The 19,094-nt window shown below is 56.2% G+C and carries 16 protein-coding genes; 10 read left to right on the top strand and 6 right to left on the bottom strand.

All coding sequences use genetic code 11. From position 1 onward, the window contains the following. Positions 1-273: 273 nt before the first annotated feature. From IEI95_RS05745 to IEI95_RS05700, 10 genes are all read left to right on the top strand, one after another. Positions 274-819, top strand: a complete 546-nt coding sequence (locus IEI95_RS05745) for a flavin reductase family protein (protein WP_156532112.1) — start codon at positions 274-276, stop codon at positions 817-819. Positions 820-1,052: 233 nt separating this feature from the next. Continuing rightward, positions 1,053-2,336 (top strand): acyl-CoA dehydrogenase family protein, encoded by a 1,284-nt coding sequence (locus IEI95_RS05740; RefSeq protein ID WP_060717224.1) that lies wholly within the window; start codon positions 1,053-1,055, stop codon positions 2,334-2,336. Between the two features lie 72 nt (positions 2,337-2,408). Beyond that, a complete protein-coding gene (locus IEI95_RS05735) occupies positions 2,409-3,731 on the top strand; it encodes an MFS transporter (protein ID WP_156532113.1) in 1,323 nt (440 codons plus the stop codon). Between the two features lie 26 nt (positions 3,732-3,757). Next, on the top strand, positions 3,758-5,137 hold the full coding sequence (locus tag IEI95_RS05730; RefSeq protein ID WP_156532114.1) for a carbohydrate porin: 1,380 nt from the start codon (positions 3,758-3,760) through the stop codon (positions 5,135-5,137). Between the two features lie 62 nt (positions 5,138-5,199). After that, positions 5,200-5,619: a nuclear transport factor 2 family protein gene (locus tag IEI95_RS05725; RefSeq protein ID WP_012653703.1), complete on the top strand. Its 420-nt coding sequence runs from the start codon at positions 5,200-5,202 to the stop codon at positions 5,617-5,619. 70 nt (positions 5,620-5,689) lie between these two features. Continuing rightward, positions 5,690-6,280, top strand: coding sequence for a glutathione transferase GstA (gstA, locus tag IEI95_RS05720; protein ID WP_156532115.1), 591 nt, complete (start codon positions 5,690-5,692; stop codon positions 6,278-6,280). 12 nt (positions 6,281-6,292) lie between these two features. Beyond that, a complete protein-coding gene (locus tag IEI95_RS05715; RefSeq protein WP_156532116.1) occupies positions 6,293-7,192 on the top strand; it encodes a VOC family protein in 900 nt (299 codons plus the stop codon). Between the two features lie 215 nt (positions 7,193-7,407). Further along, complete coding sequence (locus IEI95_RS05710) at positions 7,408-8,298, top strand: acetoacetate decarboxylase family protein (RefSeq protein WP_156532117.1); 891 nt, start codon at positions 7,408-7,410, stop codon at positions 8,296-8,298. Between the two features lie 15 nt (positions 8,299-8,313). Next, positions 8,314-9,165: a fumarylacetoacetate hydrolase family protein gene (locus tag IEI95_RS05705; RefSeq protein WP_156532118.1), complete on the top strand. Its 852-nt coding sequence runs from the start codon at positions 8,314-8,316 to the stop codon at positions 9,163-9,165. Between the two features lie 175 nt (positions 9,166-9,340). Next, positions 9,341-10,471, top strand: coding sequence for a PQQ-dependent sugar dehydrogenase (locus tag IEI95_RS05700; RefSeq protein WP_194416148.1), 1,131 nt, complete (start codon positions 9,341-9,343; stop codon positions 10,469-10,471). A gap of 16 nt (positions 10,472-10,487) precedes the next feature. On the opposite strand, the gene IEI95_RS05695 is transcribed toward IEI95_RS05700, so the two are convergent. From IEI95_RS05695 to IEI95_RS05670, 6 genes are all read right to left on the bottom strand, one after another. Continuing rightward, a complete protein-coding gene (locus IEI95_RS05695; protein ID WP_156532120.1) occupies positions 10,488-11,801 on the bottom strand; it encodes a glycoside hydrolase family 130 protein in 1,314 nt (437 codons plus the stop codon). Between the two features lie 35 nt (positions 11,802-11,836). Next, entirely contained in the window at positions 11,837-14,116 is a 2,280-nt protein-coding gene (locus IEI95_RS05690; protein WP_156532121.1) for a glycosyltransferase family 4 protein, read from the bottom strand. Between the two features lie 119 nt (positions 14,117-14,235). Beyond that, entirely contained in the window at positions 14,236-14,502 is a 267-nt protein-coding gene (locus tag IEI95_RS05685) for a hypothetical protein (RefSeq protein ID WP_156532122.1), read from the bottom strand. A 156-nt stretch (positions 14,503-14,658) separates the two neighbouring features. Next, a complete protein-coding gene (locus IEI95_RS05680) occupies positions 14,659-14,862 on the bottom strand; it encodes a hypothetical protein (RefSeq protein ID WP_156532123.1) in 204 nt (67 codons plus the stop codon). A gap of 242 nt (positions 14,863-15,104) precedes the next feature. Further along, on the bottom strand, positions 15,105-17,261 hold the full coding sequence (gene katE, locus IEI95_RS05675) for a catalase (RefSeq protein WP_156537316.1): 2,157 nt from the start codon (positions 17,259-17,261) through the stop codon (positions 15,105-15,107). A 162-nt stretch (positions 17,262-17,423) separates the two neighbouring features. Then, a complete protein-coding gene (locus tag IEI95_RS05670; RefSeq protein ID WP_156537315.1) occupies positions 17,424-19,028 on the bottom strand; it encodes an inorganic phosphate transporter in 1,605 nt (534 codons plus the stop codon). Positions 19,029-19,094: the final 66 nt, after the last annotated feature.

The raw sequence follows: 19,094 nt of genomic DNA, 5'->3' as shown, positions 1-19,094 counted from the left end.
CCTCATGGCAATCGCGATGGGACTGCTGTCTTCCCCCGGGAAATCCTCTTCCCACTGACTAATAAGGTCCGAAAATAATCCTTCGGCTTGTGGCATTGCGCTTCACTTTTATCTCATGGCTAAAACACGTCATTTTGTGACGTCCTAAACTTCTTAATGTTTTCGGGCGCTTCACGCAATGCGCCATAAGAACGCGACCCCTCCAAACATTTTCAATTGACGAAAGTTATCTTAGTGCTAAGATACTTCTAAGGAATATGGAGGAGATATTCGATGGTTTCGAGTTCGGCGAAGCTGCATGATCCGGAGGAGGGATCAGCAGCAAATTTTCCTGATATTGATAATTTGAAGATCGCGTTTGGCCAGCTTCCATCTGGCGTTGTCATCGTGACGAGCCAGGGTTGTGGCGGTGAAATGGTTGGTGCAACTGTGAGCAGTTTCACCTCTTTGTCATTCACACCCCCTCTCGTCATGCTTGGTTTGGCGCAAAGTTCCACAACGCTGTCTGCCATCCTCGACCATGGGCATTTCGCGGTCCATGTCGTTGCTGAGCCGCAGCAGGATATTGCTATGCGCTTTGCGTCCAGCCGCGCAGACAAGTTCAGCGATATCGATTTTAAATTATCGCCATCCGGCGTGCCGATTCTGAGTGAATTCGACACGTGTTTTCACTGTACCCTTGAGCGGGCCCAGTCGGAAGGCGACCATCAACTGTTGATCGGCCGTATTGTCGATGTATCGACAGTAGAGCGGGACACAACACCCGTCGCATGGTTTAATCGGCGTTTTCACATCTGCGAACCGCGGCCAGCCGCCTAGATTTGGCGCCTAAATTTGTCGCCTAGATTTGCTTCAGGAAAAGTGCAGCCAAATTTTCCTGAAAAGACAAACGAAAACAACAGACTTTAGTGCATCGATCCGAACCCGGCTGTCGCCGCGTTTGGAGACATTCGTTCAAAAACATCCGGTACACGATGGTATGGATGGCGTGCTTGCGCCAGTGCCATGGTCGTGCGCACTCGAAAATTCCTGTTTTAAAGTGAGGAAATCCCATGGAAATGAACGCAAAGCAGTTTGACTATGTACTGCCCAATCCACCCATCTCTCCTTATAGCACTGAGGTTGGCCGTGAGATCCGTGCCAAAGCTGCGGCATTGGTGCCGCTGTTGCGTAAACACGCCCAGGAAGGCGAGGAATTGGGTGCCCTGGCGCCTGAAAGCTTGAAAGCCCTCAGCGATATTGGTGCGTTCAAACTTACATTGCCAACGGATTTTGGCGGGCATGCGCTTGGAGCGCGCGATGTGGTTGAGATCGTCACCGAATTTGGCCGAGGCGATGGCGCGGCGGGCTGGATGGCATTTGTCGCCGGCGGCCTTCGCAATATCCTGGCGTTTCCCGATCAGGCTGTGAATGAAATCTTTGCGGATGGGCGTGATTGGGTTGGCCCACTGGCCGCCGGTGCATCTATTTTTGCCACCAAGGTCGGTTCTGCACGGCGGGTCGAGGGCGGCTGGATGGTCAGCGGTTCCTGGCATTTCGGCAGCGGTTGCAAACACGCCAAATGGATTGCCGTTGGTGTCGATTATGAGGTTGCTCCGGGCCATATGGGCCGCGCCATGGCGGTTTTGAAGGCCGAGCAGGTCAAAATCATCGATAACTGGCATGTCATGGGCATGAAGGCTACGTCTTCCAATAGCCTGACGGTGACTGAAGAGCAGTTCGTTCCCGATCACCGTTTTATGGACATGGCCGATTTCCCAATTCGCATGGATGGAACTCGCAAGCGTTTCCAGGGCTTTGCCAGCAAGTTCGATGGCCGTGGTCTGATGATCATGACCAATCTCACCCATATGGCGATTGTGCTGGGGATGGCTCGTGGTGCGCTGGAATCCTACATCGACATGGCGAGAAAGCAGCAGCCCTTCAATCTGCCTTATCCGCGGGTGGCCGAAATGGCATCGACGCAGGTCTGTGCTGCAAAAGCCTATGCGATGATCAAGATGGCGGAAACCACCGCCCTTTGCGCCGCCGATCTTCTGGATCGCCACGCAACGGAAGGACGCGAGGTCTCAGAGGAGCTGGAACAGGCGACGATGATGGAAAACGTCTACGCCGCGCACACCTTGGACAATGCCGTCAGCATCCTGCAACTCAATATTGGCTCCGCAACCGCGCATGAAAGCAATCCGTTCCAACGGTTCGTTCGCGATATCCGGGTGGCAATGCTGCATGGGGCTGTCAGGCTGGAGCCAACAGCCGAGATTTTCGGGCGCCGGATGATGGGGCTTGCGCCATTTTCGATGTTTGCAGGTGGATTGCCTGATCGCGCCGCTTAGCCCGCGACGGATTTGAGCTGTAGGCGGGCTGTGGAGGCGGCCCGTCGACGGTTAACAAGAGGAGGATTTTTTATGCAGTCGAATAAGACGCATGCCCCTGCCAATTTTCGGGCAAATAAAGGTTTCGAATACAGTTTTCAGGCTGCCAAGGTGTTGGGCGCGCTATGGGCAATCGTGCTGCTGGTCGTGGCGGTGCCAAGTATCGGTACCGCCGTCGTCAACGCCCGAATGATCACCGATCTCAATATGGATCGAGCGGTCTTCGGTATGGGCTTTGGCCTTTTCGTGATGATGATGGGCTTTCAGGCCCCTGTCGTCGCGGTGTTGATCCGCAAATTCGGTTATCGGTCAACAGTTGCTTTCGGATGCCTTGTGCTGTTCCTAGGATCGGTTGCCATGGCGACTGTCGTGCATAATGGCTGGCAATATGCCTTGGCTTTTGGTCTGTTGGCCGGTTCCGGCGTCTGCATTGCCGGCATGCTGCCAGCCCAGACAATCGTAACGAGATGGTTTCACGCACGCAGGGCCTTGGCTGTCTCCATCGTATTTTCAGCAGTCGAAATTGGTGGTTTCTTCTCTCCACCGGCGCTTGAAAGATTGATGGCGATATCAGGCGATTGGCGCACAGCCTGGTGGCTTATTGCCGGATCGGCGCTCATCGCGATGATAACGGCCTATGTAGCGCTCGATGAGCGGCGGGTCGAAAATTACATTTCCCGAAATCCTGCTCCTTCCTTCGCACGCGAAAACAGCAAGGTATTCAAAAGCACGACCCACTGGACCCTTCGGGAAGCACTGGGAACCAAGGCTTACTGGCTTATTCTGACTTACATGAGCATTGCCGGGGTCGCCTGGATTTTCCTGATGGCTCATGGCGTGGTGCATCTGCGTGATATCGGCTATTCGCCTGCTGAAGCCGCTAACGCCGTCGCGGTCATTATCGTCGCCTCGTTCATTGGCAACATGACCGCTGGTTTCTTGGGTGATCGTATTTCACCATCGCTCATCTCAGCCGCCAGCATGGCCTTGATCATTTTCGGCTTTTGCATGGTCATCAAGCCCGTTGGCTTTACCGGCATCCTGCTCTACGCGCTTCCTGCCGGCATTGGCTACGGTGCCTCGCAGGTCTGCCTGATGGCTCTTCTGGGCAATTATTTTGGCAAGGCATCGTTTTCCGCCATTCTGGGTTCGATGATGCCGGTATCGACGCTCTGCGCGGCGATTGGCGCGGGGTCGGCAGGGGCGGTTTTCGATCAAACCGGCACATATGAATGGGTGTTTATCACGATCATCACCCTGTGCGTGGTCGCGTTCTTCGCCATTCTTGCAGCATCACCACCGCAAAACCGGGGCAACAAAGAGGAGGTCTCCGGCAGTCCAATCGCAGCGGAATAACGAACGATAAAAATGGGAGGGTGACAATGCGAACTTTAAATCTGCTGGCAGTGCCTTTGCTGCTTGCATCCTTGATGCCGGCTGCGGCAGCCGATACGGCACTGCCGTCAAGCGACACACCACCTGGCGAGGGAGGCATGCCCGGTCCGGTCTATTCCGGCCCCTTGGCCAGCGTGGGGAGAACGCTGCATGACAACGGTATCGACCTTCAGCTCGATTTTGTCGATTTCTATCAGAATGCCCCCTCTTTTGGGGCTGCGGGTGGCTCATCGGCCAATTATGGCATGTTCATCTTGGGCGTTACCGGCAATCTGACACCGGATCTTCGGATCAATCTGGTTGAGACAATCAACGCCCCGACTCAAAATGTCGACAATTATCTGTTTGATCTTTCGAATGCTTTTTTCCCCGTCCCGATCGTGAATTCGGACGCCGATCTGACCCGTTTCACAATTGAAGGCGACCTTTTCAACGATCGGCTGACTGTTGAAGCGGGACGGATGGGCCTTAATCGCGACTTCATGAAAAAAGGCTTCTGCGGCGGCATTGGCTGCGTGCCCTCAACGCCGGCAATCACCCTCAACATGCCAGGCGAAGCACTGTCTGTCTGGGGTGGGAGACTGGCCTATCGGCTCGATCAGACCACGACGCTGGGATTTGGAGCCATCGAGGACAATTCTGACAATTGGCAGAATGGTGATGGATGGGATTGGGGAACCGGCGATGCCAAAGGCTATATCGCCATTGCCAATATCAGCCATGACGAAACCTTCATGCAGAATGCCAATCCTTTGAAATACGAGGTCGGCGCTTACCACCGTTCCACCTCGTATGAAGACGCACTTTACAATAGCGGTTGGGGCAACCCGACCTTTGGAGCCAATACCAGGATTGTCAATCATGACGGCGGAACGAGCGGCGTTTACGGGCAGGTTCGCAAGGTCGTGTGGAGTGAGGCGTCCGGTAGCCCGATTCCCGAAAACCTCGCCGTCTATGGCGGCCTGTTCCATACGTTCGGCGATGGCCAGGCTTATCCCTGGGAAGCCTATGCCGGTGTCGAGTATTCAGGCTTCTGGAAGGAAAACCCGCTCGCAACAGTCGGTGCCTCCGTTCACTACATCCGCTTGAGTGAAGAGCGCGCGCAGTATGAACAGAATGCCCGGCGGTTCTTTTCGGGCGTCAACGAGAAACAGCCGCAGGACACGTTCATGGTCGACGTGCATGCGAGCACAGGCTTTTTCGGCAACGGTATTCTCGATATCGGTGCTGCCTATATCATCAATCCAAACAATTCCATTCTGGCTGATTACTCAACCGGAAGAGAAAAGAACGGTGTCGTCATTTACGCGGCATTGGCTTTCGACCTGGGCGGCAGCCTCGGTCTTTCCCCCCGCAAGGGGCCTTGAGCCTGGTTCGATCTGAACCGGCGACACTTTCACAATCACTTTATCGATAGGAGATCGACGTCATGCACGACACGAAGACCCATGACCATGCGAAACTTGAACGCCACAAGCATCTGGTCCGGGAGTTTTACCGCCGGGTGTTCGATGGCCAGAACCCGGCTGCCGTCAAGGATTTCGTCACAGAGGATTATAAGCAGCACAGCCGCCATATTCCGACCGGCCGCGAAGGCTTGGAACGGTTTGTGCAATCGGTATTTCCAAACGGACCAGTCCCCGAGCCAGCCGAGATGCGCATCCCTCCCGCCTTCATGGTGGCGGAAGGCGACATGGTCGTGGTCGCCGCTTATCTGCCGCAGCCAGACCCCGACAAGCCGGGCGAAACCTACGACTATTTCGTTTTCGATGCCTATCGGCTTCGAGACGAGCGTCTGGCGGAGCATTGGAGCGGCGTGAACAAGATCGCGCCCCCAAAACAGCCCTGACGGCATAGCGGTGTGCTGTCATCACAGACAGCATACCGGCAACCATCTCACCATTCATCAGGATTAAAGCATGCAACTCTACCATACGCCCGGCACCTGCTCCACGGCATCCCGCATCGTTCTGCAGGAGGCCGGTATCTCCGCCTCTTCCATTCCGGTCAATCTCAGGGAGAAAACGCTTCCGGATGGAACGAGCTATCTTCAGGTGAACCCGAAGGGCCAGGTTCCGGCCCTTGTACTCGATGATGGGGACGTGCTGACGGAAGGCGCGATCATCCTGCAATATCTGGCTGATCAGGCCCCGGAAAGCGACCTTTTGCCACCGCCCGGCGATCTTGCCCGCTACCGCGTGCTGGAATGGACCAATTACGTGGCAACCGAATTGCACAAGACCTTTACCCCCCTGATGCGGCCGAATACGCCACCGGACTTTGCCGAAATCACCAAAACCGCCTTGTTGCCACGGGTTTTCGGCACGCTCGATCGCCGTCTGGGGCTAAGCGATTATCTCGCCGGGGCAACATTTTCGATCGCGGATGCCTATGCGTTCGTCATTCTCGGATGGGCAAAGCTACAGGCCATCGATCTGGCCGCCTGGCCGAACATCCAGGCCTATCTCAAGCGGATAGAGAGCCGTCCATCCGTCCAATCGCTACAGTAAGTGGAGAAAGCCATGACCTATCTTATCAGACAAATGGGCCACGTGATCATCTCCTCGCCGGATCCTCTGGGCGCGGCACAGGATCTTTGCGATGTCGTTGGCTTGAGGATCACGGAAGTCGACGGCGAGACCGTCTATCTTTCCAGCAACGACCGCCACCACGAAGTCACCTATATCAAGGGCGACGGAAAAGCGGTTGCCTGCGGGCTGGAGGCTGTCAATGCGGATGCCGTAGACGAGGTCTATCGCCGCGCAAAATCCGATGGACTGGAGATATTGTCGGACAGGCCTCTGGGCAAACATTATGACCGCGCTGTTCGTCTGGTTGCACCCGGCGGGACGATTTTCGAAGTCCATACGCCAATCACTCGCAACCAGCCCCGTCACTACAGTTATTCGACACCGGGCGCCCGTCCGCGCCGGATCGAGCACATCAATTCCTTCGCGCCTGATACTGCGGCCTACGGGGATTTCTGCGTCAAAGTTCTGGGTCTGAAGCTGTCGGATATGACGGAAGACGGTGCCTTGCGCTGGTACCGTGCTGAAGATGGCTACCATCACACCATCGCCATGGGGCCGGGCGAAAGCGGATTGCATCACTATGCCTTCGACTTGCATTCGCTCCAGGATCTTCAGACGATCGCCGACAATCTTGCCGGAAAGGAGCGCGCTCTGGTTTGGGGTCCGGGCCGTCACGGTGCGGGTGGCAATGTCTTCACCTATTATGCCGATCCGCATGGATGCCTGGTCGAGAACTCCATCGAACTCGATCGGATCGACAATGATGCAACCTATGAACCGCGCAGCTGGGATATTTCGGAGGGGTTGGCGGGTCGCTGGCTCAATCTCTGGGGCACGCCACCCACTCCCTCGTTCCTGCGTCCGGGGATCGCTTTCGATCCGACTATCTAGATTTTTTCAGGGAAGGCCGTTTCGGCGTTTTCTGGCTGAGATTTATGCGAAGTATCACTGAAAATGGTAGTTCGTATTCCGCTCTTGAATATCTCAAGTCTTTGATAGATTTGAGATATTCGAAGTTTTCTCAGGGTCTGGATGTGGTCAATATAGTCGAGACTTGGTATTTAACGGTCGTGCCGGCGTCCTGGCTGGCTGGGAGAGGTTAAAAAATGAGTTTTACATTAAATCCTGCATTCCGGTATCGAATGCCACTGTCCTTCGGACCAGCTCCTGGACCGCGCCAAAAGCCCGGCGGCGGCATGTGGGCGGCCGAGGAGACAGGCCGAATGAACGCCGAGTGGATGGCCGTTACCTACAGAACATTGCCCGAAAAGCTCGAGGCACTGCTTCCGCCGGGCATGGAACTGCGCGGCGAGCCTCTGGTGACGGTTTCTTGCGCATGGTTCAAAAATCTCTACTGGCTTGCGGGCCGCGGCTACGGGATTGTCGTTGTGGATTTTCCCGTCACCTATCGCGGCAAGACCGAGACGCTTGAAGGCACCTTCTGCCCCGTCCTGTGGGAAGGCGCGCCTGACGCCATCATGACCGGGCGCGATGAGCTTGGTTTTCCCAAGATGTTTGCTGACATTCCGGAAATCGAGCACGACAAGGCACAAGGCACCGCCACCTGCTCTGCGTCCTGGATGGGCTTTAAATTCTTCGATATCGCCCTGACGGATCTGGTTGAGGCTGGCAATGAGCCGGCACTTCCCGGTGCCGATAATGGTCCGTCGATGTATTATAAATATGTACCACGCACCAGTCCCGGCGGACGGGAGGGTGCCGATATTGCTTATGTGACCACCGCAGCAGCACCGCCCGAGACTGGCGGCAGGGTCAGCAATATCAATTTCGATGGCTTTGATTTCAAACGCTGGACGGCAAAAGGCAGCGTGGCGTGGCATCGGGCGACATTCGAACAATTGCCGCTCAGCGCCCATGTCGTCAATGGAATGGCCGATCTCGACATTCTTGAAGTCACGAAGGTGCAGATGGTGGCCTTTTCCGGCCCCGGTATTGCCGTTTCAGTCAATTCAATGCGCGCGGTTGAGCCGTCTTAGACAGGGAATATTTTTATGAAATTGGCAAGATTCACAATCGACGGCGTCACCCGTCTGGGCAAAGTCGATAATCAGCGGATCGTCGATCTGACTGCCGTTGTTCCAGAATATGGCCATTCGATGCGCCTGCTTTTGGAGGCCTATCCGAGACTACGGACAGCGCTGGAAGCGGTCACAGAGCCGTCTTACCTGCTTGCGGATGTGCGGCTGGAAGCGCCGATCGCCGATCCACAAAAATTCCTGGCCATCGGCATGAATTATCAGGCCCATGCCGAAGAAGCGGCTGCGGCGGGTATCAAGACTCCGGAGAGCCAATTGTGGTTTAATAAACAGGTCAGTTGCATAAACGGACCTTACGGTGACGTCGTCGTGCCCGGTGTTTCAAAGATGGTGGATTACGAGGCAGAACTTGGTTTCGTGATCGGTAAACGTTGCCGCCATGTGAGCCGTGAAGATGCTCGGAGTGTGATCGCCGGCTATCTTGTCGCAAACGATGTGACTGCCCGCGACTGGCAATTCCGTTCGCCCACCTACACATTGGGCAAATCATTCGATACCCATGGCCCAATCGGCCCCTGGATCACCACGGATGACGAAATTGCCGATCCGCATGACCTGACGTTGACCTTGTCGTTGAATGGACAGGAGCGCCAGCGCTCATCGACAAGCGACATGATTTACGACATCTATGACCAGATCGTCTATTTATCGACGGTCATGACATTGGAGCCTGGCGACGTCATTATCACGGGGACACCATCAAACGTTGGAATTGCGACGCAGACATTTCTGAAGCCCGGTGACGTCGTGCGCGTTGAAGTGCAGGGCTTAGGGGGCATTGAAAACCGTTGCGTCGCGGAAAACTAGGACCCTTCTGGTTTAATCCAAACCATAACGCACTACATCCTACGAAGAGTCATTAAGATGGCATTTCGTATTCCTTTTGCAAATATCTCAAGCCTCTGCCGCATCTGAGATATTTGCAATGCCTTCTTCAAGGCGAGGATGCGGTGGCATCTTCGTTTTTGTATAGGGAGGAGACATGAAGTTTCTATCTGTGATGATCGTCTGGGCGGCTCTGATCACCTCCGCCCACGCACAAAGCATCAATGCTGGCAATCATCAGGTCTCCTCGACCAAGCCCTTCAGTGCTAAAGAGGTCGCACGCTTCGACACCCCATGGGCGATTGCCTTTTTGCCGGACGGTCGAATGCTGGTAACAGAAAAGCCGGGCCTGATCTTTCTTGTGCTTCAAAACGGGCGGAAAACCCCGGTTGCCAATGTCCCCGCCGTGGCCGCCGAAGGCCAGAACGGTCTTCTCGACATCGCCAGTTCACCTGGCTTTCAAAAGAACCGCGAGGTCTATTTTACGTATTCGGAACCGGGAGCGTCCGGCAGCAGTCTTGTTCTCTCCCGCGCCAAGCTGGCCGCATCTGGTACAAGCGCATCGCTGGAAGACATGACGGTGATTTGGCGCCAGACGCCAGCGGGCGGTGGCGGGCAATCCGGCGGCATTATTGCTTTTGATCCTGATGGCACGCATCTTTACTTGACGGTCGGTGACCGGATGCGCCCGGATACGGCACAGGACCCCGATCAAGCGCGCGGCAAGCTTCTGCGGCTCAATCTGGATGGCTCGACGCCCTCGGATAACCCCCATGCGGATCAAGGCGGCGTAAAAGCCCAAACCTTCACGACCGGTCATCGCAATCCCTACGGTCTTGCTTTCGGGCTCGATGGAAAACTGTGGCTGCATGAAATGGGACCGCGCGGCGGCGACGAGCTCAATCTGATAAAAGCCAATGGCAATTATGGCTGGCCGTTGGTGTCAAATGGCGACAATTACAGCGGTACACGGATACCGCGCCATTCGACGAGCCCGGAGTTTATTGCCCCGGCTCTTTATTGGAACCCGGTGATCGCTCCGGCTGGGCTTGCGATCTACAATGGTCAGATGTTTCCGCAATGGCGCGGTTCGGCCCTGATTGGCGGCCTTGCATCCATGGCTTTGATTAGGGTGACATTCGACGCTTCTGGTGGAGCAGAAGAGGCGGATCGCTTCGATATGGAGGCGCGCATCCGCGATGTCGCGGTCGCCCCTGATGGGGCGGTGTGGGTTATTGAAGACGATAGTGAGGGGCGTCTGTTGCGTCTGACGCCCGTCAAAGGGTGAGACTTGTTGGTGATCGTCACCCCGTCTGCCCGGCGGGGTGCATTGAGCTCAACAGCGCGCTGATCTGCACGGTGCTGAAGTTTGAATAGGTGTCCGACACGGCATAGGGCAGGGCGATGAGGTCACCGTGGCGCATGGCGCCGCAGGAATAGACGACATTGGGCACATAGCCTTCACGCTCGGTTGGTTCCGGTTGTAACAAAGGCTCGACCGTGCGCGCCAGGATGATGCTGGGGTCCTCCTTATCGAGAAGGGTGACGCCAATCGAATAGCGGCGCATCGGCCCGACCCCATGGGTAAAGAGCAGCCATCCCTCATCGATTTCGACGGGCGATCCGCAATTGCCGATCTGTACAAACTGCCAGGCGAATTCCGGTTTCATCAGAACAAGACCCTCGTCCCAGTGATGCAGGTCGTCTGAATACAGCAGAAAAAGATTTTCGCTGTCCTGGCGCGCAATCATCGCAAAGCGCCCGTTGATGCGCCGAGGAAAAAGCGCCATGCCCTTGTTGCGGGCTGCCGGACCGCGCAGTGGCGTCAGCGTGAAACTCAGGAAATCCTGGGTTTCCAGAAGTTCTGAGCGGATCGAGGAACCACTATACGCCGTGTAGGTGGCAAAATAGACAGTCTTGCCATCGTCATCGAAAGCCACGAACCGGGCATCCTCTATCCCGTTCGATTGAGCTTCCGTGACCGGAAAGATCACACGTTCGCTGAGATCGCTTTCACTATCGAAGCTGATGCCGATGCAGCCTGCCGGTGACAGGCCATCACTGGCATGGATGTGTGGCAGACCCGCGAGGCGAACCGGCGGATCGATGGTGACGGCTCCTTCGGCATCGATCATGCCGGTTCGGAAAGTCATGGAGGAAATGTGTCCTTCCCCAACCGCGCGCAGGCTGATGATCACCCGGCAGCACCCTTGCGTCATGCCTGTCTGGTCGGGATGCGCAACGATGCTCGGATTGAACAGGGCTGCGGATTCAAACGAATACTCGTTCATGAAATACGCGCCGACCAGCTGTCTTTGCTGCTGACTGAAGCTTTCATGCTGGGAGAACGCGTCCTCCATCGCATCGGCGCGTAGCTCGAACTTGCGCAGCAAGTTACGGTGCCGGCCTTCGAAATTATCGAGAATGTCTCGCAGCTGGTTAGTCGTACCGGTCGGATCGAGAGACAGGACGCGGTCGACAATTTCATTGGCCCGGCTTTTGTCACGGGGGTTCAGGTGGCGTGGTTCCGTCGATGGCTTGAACGGTCGGACGATGACACGGGTGGGATCAGGCCGGAGATAGAGGGCCTGCCGATTGAGGAGGCTTGAATTGGGCAAGGCTGATCCTTTTTTGATTGGCGCTGGAAGAGTGCTTAAGAAAGCTGCTGAAGCTCCGCCAGCTTCGGTGCGGCATGCGTCAGGCGGGATGCCCGGCCAACTTCAAAGCAGGAGATCAAGTAGCAGAGGACGGATTCCGCTCCGCGGTTTTCGTTGGCTCGATCCGGATGCAGTCCGTCCCGGCAACTGCCGGTTTCCGGATCGACAAGGGAAACCCCGTGATCATTGCTGCCGGTAAACCAGGTAAAGGTACGTGTGGCGGCCTCTAGCCATGTTTTGTCGCGGGTAGCATCATAGGCGGCAAGGCAGGCGGAAATTGTCGCTGTCGCTTCCACCGGCTGCTGGTCGAAGAGCTTGGGCGCTTCGCCCACATCGAAAAAGCCATCGGTGCCGACCGGCCTGAACTGGCCACCGGAAGCCGTCTGCTGCTGCATGAGCCAGCCTAGCGTTCTGAGGCCGGTATCCATGAGTTCGTCCGAGCCGGTTGCCATGCCTGTGGCGATCAGGGCTTGCGGAATTCGGGCGTTTTCATAGGAAAGCCCCTCTTCAAACCAATGGCGGTCGGCTGTCGATACCTGGTGTTCTAGCCTCATCAGACGCTCAGCAAGTACTGTGCGCAGCTGTGCTGCCGCGTCGTCCTCTGGCGTGACCCTGCAATAGGCATCGAGGCCGATCAGAGTGAAGGCCCAGGCCCGTGGCGAATGGAAATGTTCGACCACAGGGGCTGCCTTGGCAAACAGGGCCGCTGCCCAGTGGCGGCGCGGGCGGTCGCTGTCGGAGGAGGCGCAGATGCCGAGCGCCCAGAGCGTTCGGCCATGGCTGTCTTCGGAGCCTTTGTCTTCCAGCCACCGGCGATCAAAGCTCATGAAGTTGCGAAACTGTTTCAGGTCGGGATTCCAGGCATGCTGGATGAAACTGGCGAAGGAGGCAGTTCTGCTATCACGGATGCCTGTTTCTCCGGCGCCAGCCAGATGGCAGGCAAGGATCAGCGCGCGGGCATTGTCATCCACGCAGTAGCCATGCGCACGGTCCGGCACGGAGAAAACGGCATGCTGGAAAATGCCGGTATCGTCGCACATGGTATTGAAATGGCCGAGTTTCAAACTGGTGCCTTGCTGCGGGCGGGTCATGCTTTGCGTTAGGAGATCACGGATCAGGCGCGGCCGGTATGCTGCGCGCGCGGTCTCGATGCTTTTCAGATAGAGCGAGGCGATGTGCGACCAGATCATCGACCGGCCTGTGGCGTAGGCGGCCGTGCGCATCGCCTGACGCGCCTGATCGTCACCCAGCAATCGTGCAATCGCCTCGCCAGTCGCCTGCGCATCGCTGAACGGGACAAGGATGCCGCGATGGTCGTCTAGAAGCTCACGGGCGTGCCAATAAGGGGTCGATACCACCGCGCTGCCCATGCCGAAACTGTAGGCGAGCGTTCCAGACGTCATTTGCGCCTCATCACGATAGGGCGTCACATACACATCGCACATGGCGATGAAATCAAGGAGCGTCGGCACATCAACGAACTGATTGAGAAAGACGACGGATCGTTCGATGCCGAGCTGTTCGGCGCGGATGCGCAGGCTGTCGCGATACGCTTCCTTCTCCCGGCGCAGCAGCGTGGGATGTGTCGCTCCAAGCACAATATACAGCGCGTCGGGCTGTACCTTCAGAATGGCCGGCATGGCATCGATGACCACCTCGATACCCTTGTTGGGGGAGAGAAGTCCAAAGGTCAGAATGATCTGCCGTCCGCTATAGCCCATCTTGCCTTTGGCAAGCTCCGGGTCATGGAAGGGTTTGTCGGGAATGCCGTGGGCGATGACATCGATCTTGCCGGGGGCCACGCCATAGACATTTTCGAGAAACTCCCGCCCCTTTTCTGCCATGACCACGACACGGCTCGATGCCCCGGCGACTTGCTGCAACACCCGTTTCTGGGATGGTGTCGGCTCGGCAAGGATGGTGTGAAATGTCGTGATGACGGGAATTCGCAGGTGTGACAGCAGCGTGAGAATGAAGGCGCCGTCCGGACCACCGAAGATGCCGAACTCGTGCTGCAAGGAGACGGCCCGATAATCTCCATTGTTCAGGATACGCGCCGCAGTCACATAGTCCTCGATCTCGCCATCGCGGATGTCAAATACCACATTGGCCGGATAGGCATAGTTCAGCTTGTCATCGGTCATCGCGATGATGCTGGTCTCGATCCCCTCTGCCGGATTGGACATGGCGTGGCTGAGGTCGGTGGTGAAGGTGGCAATCCCGCACTGCCTTGGAAGCGAATTGCCGATAAATGCGATACGCTTGGTCTTGATCATCAGAGGTTCCCTTCAGAACGCCGTCGCCGGTGGGTTGACTGCCGGCTCGTTCCCGGACTGGGAGCCTGCGATGGGGTGAACAGTGCGCGTCTTTCTGGTTCCTCTTGAACCTGGCGTGGCTATCCAGTTGCGGTGATGGATGTCGCCCGATCCTTCTCGACGGCGGCGTCCAGATCCAAATTGTCGATGGCGACAAGGCTTGTTGTCGATCCCTTGGCAATTTCGATCAGCGTTGCCACCCGCCGATAGGCGAGCCAGGAAATGCCAGTAATCTGTTCTTCATCATCCTTGACCTGGTAGTCACCGGCGGGCTGCGTACCCTCAAGGCCAGGAAGGGTGAAGGGACATTTAAAATGCACGATGCGTGTCTTGGTTCTGGTAAACATCGATCTGGCTTCCTTGAACTGGCATAACAGAATAGCAAGCTGGCACAGCGGGTTCGGCACGGCATGAACCGTGTTGCGCAATTCCAAAAATGGAGGCGCCGCATCTATAGACTGTGAGCTGAAACCCGGCCGTTCCGTAGCGCGGCTGAAACTGTTTTATCGAAAGCCATCATGACCGACAAAGCGAATGTCTTGCGCAGATGGAGCCAACATAAAGCGAGTGACGTTTCGGCGCAGACCTGGTTTGGTCGTGAAAGATTTTAGGCAAGCGCTTTGTGAAGCCGTTGGTGTCAGGCCGAGGCGCACGTTGCCAATTGGCTTGAAAGGGTCGATTGACTTGAAAGGTGTGTCGGAAGACATGTTGTCCTCCTTTATTGGGGCCAGGGTGCGTGCCGCCCAGAAAATGACAGTGCCCTTACAATGGCTGACATCAGGATAGAAGTGGGGTTCTGCGTCGAGATTGCAAGGCGCGATTGTGATTTATCTCGTGGCACCTCCCTCAATCATGGGTTTCCAAGTTATTCTAACCGTTTCTCGCTTGGCGTAACCGCTGACATCAGCGGTTACGCTCATTTTGGGAGCGGAGATGGGACTTTTTCCGATCAATCGTCCAGAGGCACGGATGCTTTCCCGAGCTTTACAGAAGGCTCCCGCGCCCAGACGCGAAGCTTGCCCAGCTTCTCGATGAAATCGGCAAGACCATCTTCACCTGGAAGACCAATGGTGCCTTCATCGAGATCTTCGGTTATGCCAGCCTTCTCCAAAAGGGGCATGGCGCTTTGGGTATAACCGATGAACTTGCAGTGCTGGAAGGCATCGGCAACGAAATCCCGTGCCGTTGCTTCCTTCACAAGATCTGCCATGCCAGCATCTGAGGTCAGAAGCGCTACGGCGTCAAATAGGACAGATGGTCCTCCATCGATCATATGATGCGCTTCGATCCAGGTGCCATCGGAACCGGTCACGCCGCCAACCTTTGGCGCGATCAACTCGAAGTCGGCTTTTGCCGCGGTGACAGCGCCAGTCAGCGCCTTGAGAAGCTTCACGTCGACGCCATCGGTGATCAACACACCCAGTTTGCGGCCTTCGAAGCGCTTGGGGCCGCGCTTGATGATGCTGAGTGCAGGAGACGGCTCAAGGTCGTCGCGTGTCGGCACAGCCGCATCAGCCGGCTTGGGCATTGTTTTGAAGCCCAGTTTTTCCGCGACGGTCGTGGCGAGCGTTTCATCGATATTCATCAGATGCGCCACCATCCGCTCCCGGATGACAGGCATTTCCACCTTGCTCAGCTCGAACGTGAGAGCGGCTGCAATGTGGCGCTGTTCCGGAGGGGTCTGGCTGATATAGAATTGCCTAGCCTGGCTATAGTGATCGGCGAAGCTTTCCGGGCGCAGGCGTGCCTTGGCGCCCTGTTCTTCGGCAGGGAAATGACGATAGCCGCGGGTCGGGGATTCCCGCGGTCCCTCACCGAAGGAATTGGGCTGATAATTCGCCCGACCAACCGGATTGCGCATCGCCATATGGCCATCCTGCTGGAAATTCGCGAAGGGACACTTTGGTGCATTGATTGGCAGATGCGTGAAGTTCGGTCCGCCCAGACGTTTCAGCTGGGTGTCGAGATAGGAGAAGTTACGGCCTTGCAGCAAAGGGTCGTTGCTGAAATCGATCCCCGGCGGAACATTCTGGGTCATGAATGCCACTTGCTCGGTCTCTGCAAAGAAATTGTCGGGCATCCGATCCAGCACCAGACGACCGATTGCCTTCGGAGGCAGGATTTCTTCCGGGATGATTTTTGTCGGATCGAGCACGTCGAAATCAAAGCTGTCGGCAAATTCCTGGTCGAACAGCTGTACCTGAAGTTCCCATTCGGGAAAGTTTCCAGACTTGATTGAATGCCACAGATCGCGTCGATGGAAATCCGGATCGGCGCCATTGATTTTGACCGCTTCATTCCAGGCCACTGACTGAAGACCGAGCTTCGGTTTCCAATGAAACTTGACGAAGGTGGATTCGTCATTGGCATTGACGAGGCGGAACGTATGGACGCCGAAACCTTCCATAAAGCGCAATGATCTTGGGATTGTCCGATCCGACATGATCCACATGATCATGTTCATGCTCTCGGGCGTCAGAGAAATGAAATCCCAAAAATTGTCATGGGCGGTCTGTGCCTGGGGAAATGCCCGGTCCGGCTCCTGTTTCGCGGCGTGGATAAGATCGGGAAACTTGATGGCATCCTGAATGAAAAACACCGGAATGTTGTTGCCAACCAGATCCCAGTTGCCTTCCTTCGTGTACATCTTCACCGCAAAGCCGCGTACGTCGCGGGCAAGGTCGGCTGAGCCCTTGTTTCCCGCTACCGTCGAAAACCGAACGAAAACAGGGGTTTTTTCACCGGGCCGCTGGAACACGTCGGCGCGCGTATAGTCCGCCAGGGACTCGTAGGTTTCGAAGTAGCCATGGGCACCGTAGCCGCGGGCATGAACAACGCGCTCTGGAATGCGCTCATGGTCGAAGTGGAAAATTTTCTCTCTGAAATGGAAGTCGTCAACGACAAGCGGGCCGCGATCACCGACGCGAAGGGAGTTCTGATCGTCTGCGACCGGTCCGCCTTGTGCGGTGGTCAAAATCGCATCGCCTTCGGCGATCTGATGAAGCTCGCCACCCTTGCCGCGCACAATTTTCTGATCGTGGATGGTGGCCTCATTCGAGATTGCAGCCGCATTCTTGCCTTGGTTTTGGGACCGTTGCTTTGGCATATTCTCTCCGCGATTTTGTTGATGTACAAAAGCGAACTGAATACGCAGCTGTTGGTTCCATTATTTTCACGCGCAACCGCTCACAATGCGACGCGGACATCTGCCGCGTCGCATTCCGTCACCATCAGAAATGGTGCCTGGCTCTCTCTGTTTGGGGTGGCTTCAAAACACTTGGCGCAGGACCACGTAAAGCACAAAGGCGATGGCAATCGAGGCAGGGAGTGTCAAGACCCAGGCCATCAGCATATTGCGCACCGTGGACCATTGAAGGCCCGAGCCGTTGGCGGTCATGGTGCCAGCCACACCTGATGACAGGACATGGGTTGTCGAAACCGGCAGGCCGAAATGGTCGGCGGCCCCGATCGTCACCATGGCGACGATTTCAGCAGCAGCACCCTGGCCGTAGGTGAGATGGGTCTTGCCGATCTTTTCGCCGACAGTGACAACGATGCGCCGCCAACCGATCATCGTTCCCAGGCCGAGCGCCAGTGCGACAGCAACCTTCACCCAGGTCGGAATGAACTTCGTCGCATTGTCGACCGCCTTATGATAGGCGCTGACGGCAGCAAGATCGCTTGCCTCCATCGGTAGCAGCTTCTGCTTGTCGATCAGCTTCAAGGCCTCACCGATCAGATAGATATCGTTTCTGATATTTTGCACCAGATGGCTCGGGACTGCTTCCAGGGTTGGAAAAGCGGCGACTTCCGCGCTTGTCGCGTGGATATATTGCTGGAGGGCGAAGGTCGTGGTCTCGTTCCAGGTCTTGGTCTTGACGGCATCCGCGACGGTGGCTTTTGCATCTGCAACCGACACACCCGGCTTGATATATTTGCCGAGCGCGGTCTCGACCTGCGCCGAAGAGGATTTATAGGCTTCGAGATAATTCACATCCGGTGTGCGGTTGAGGGCGAAGGCGGTCGGCACCAGGCCGATCAGGATCAGCATGATCAGGCCCATGCCTTTCTGACCGTCGTTCGATCCATGCGCAAAACTGACGCCGGTGCAGGTGAAGATCAGCAGGCCTCTGATCCAGAGCGGCGGCGGCTGATTGGTTTTCGGCTCCTGGTAAAGCGCCTTGTTCTTCACGAACAGTTTCATGGCCAACAGCAGGATTGCGGAAAAGCCAAAGCCGATCAGCGGTGAGATCAACAGGGACAGGCCAATATTGGTCGCTTGCGACCAGTCGACGCCACTCGTTGCCGAACCCGCCGGTGCCAGAAACTGATTGGCGAGACCGACACCGATAATCGAGCCGACCAGGGTGTGGGAACTGGAGGAGGGCAGGCCCAGATACCAGGTGCCGAGGTTCCAGACGATGGCGGCGATCAGCAGGGCAAACACCATGGCAAGGCCGGAGCCTGAGCCAACCTGAAGGATCAGTTCCACCGGAAGAAGGGAAAGAATGCCGAAGGCGACAGCGCCGCTCGATGTCAGAACGCCTAGGAAATTGAAGAATCCCGACCACATGACCGCGAATTCAGCGGGCATCGAGCGTGTGTAGATCACGGTGGCGACGGCATTCGCCGTATCGTGGAAGCCGTTGACGAACTCAAACCCAAGCGCGATCATAAGCGCCAGGCCAAGCAAAATCCACGGAACCGCGACAGTGCTGGTGAGGTCCTGACCAAGCGCATAGGCGATATATCCAAGTCCAAGCAACAGCACGACACCGAAGACCGGTAAGAACCACTTGCCTGTTCCATGGGGTCGATCGAGAGGATGGCTCGTGCTGTTTATCTGCGAACTTGAAGATGCTAATTCAGCCATTCCAGATCCTCACATTTGATATCTGTCATTTGTTGAGAAGTTTTGGGGCCTTTGAATGAACCTTTC

It is taken from the genome of Agrobacterium vitis (assembly GCF_014926405.1).
In the GTDB taxonomy this organism is placed as follows: Bacteria; Pseudomonadota; Alphaproteobacteria; order Rhizobiales; family Rhizobiaceae; genus Allorhizobium; species Allorhizobium vitis_H.
This window is presented reverse-complemented; position numbering and strand designations above follow the sequence as displayed.

Excerpts from the sequence above, each read along its gene's own strand:
- IEI95_RS05745 (WP_156532112.1), top strand. The coding sequence starts at position 274 with ATGGTTTCGAGTTCGGCGAAGCTGCATGATCCGGAGGAGGGATCAGCA.
- IEI95_RS05740 (WP_060717224.1), top strand. The coding sequence starts at position 1,053 with ATGGAAATGAACGCAAAGCAGTTTGACTATGTACTGCCCAATCCACCC.
- IEI95_RS05735 (WP_156532113.1), top strand. The coding sequence starts at position 2,409 with ATGCAGTCGAATAAGACGCATGCCCCTGCCAATTTTCGGGCAAATAAA.
- IEI95_RS05730 (WP_156532114.1), top strand. The coding sequence starts at position 3,758 with ATGCGAACTTTAAATCTGCTGGCAGTGCCTTTGCTGCTTGCATCCTTG.
- IEI95_RS05725 (WP_012653703.1), top strand. The coding sequence starts at position 5,200 with ATGCACGACACGAAGACCCATGACCATGCGAAACTTGAACGCCACAAG.
- gstA (WP_156532115.1), top strand. The coding sequence starts at position 5,690 with ATGCAACTCTACCATACGCCCGGCACCTGCTCCACGGCATCCCGCATC.
- IEI95_RS05715 (WP_156532116.1), top strand. The coding sequence starts at position 6,293 with ATGACCTATCTTATCAGACAAATGGGCCACGTGATCATCTCCTCGCCG.
- IEI95_RS05710 (WP_156532117.1), top strand. The coding sequence starts at position 7,408 with ATGAGTTTTACATTAAATCCTGCATTCCGGTATCGAATGCCACTGTCC.
- IEI95_RS05705 (WP_156532118.1), top strand. The coding sequence starts at position 8,314 with ATGAAATTGGCAAGATTCACAATCGACGGCGTCACCCGTCTGGGCAAA.
- IEI95_RS05700 (WP_194416148.1), top strand. The coding sequence starts at position 9,341 with ATGAAGTTTCTATCTGTGATGATCGTCTGGGCGGCTCTGATCACCTCC.
- IEI95_RS05690 (WP_156532121.1), bottom strand. The coding sequence starts at position 14,116 with ATGATCAAGACCAAGCGTATCGCATTTATCGGCAATTCGCTTCCAAGG.
- IEI95_RS05685 (WP_156532122.1), bottom strand. The coding sequence starts at position 14,502 with ATGTTTACCAGAACCAAGACACGCATCGTGCATTTTAAATGTCCCTTC.
- IEI95_RS05680 (WP_156532123.1), bottom strand. The coding sequence starts at position 14,862 with ATGTCTTCCGACACACCTTTCAAGTCAATCGACCCTTTCAAGCCAATT.
- katE (WP_156537316.1), bottom strand. The coding sequence starts at position 17,261 with ATGCCAAAGCAACGGTCCCAAAACCAAGGCAAGAATGCGGCTGCAATC.
- IEI95_RS05670 (WP_156537315.1), bottom strand. The coding sequence starts at position 19,028 with ATGGCTGAATTAGCATCTTCAAGTTCGCAGATAAACAGCACGAGCCAT.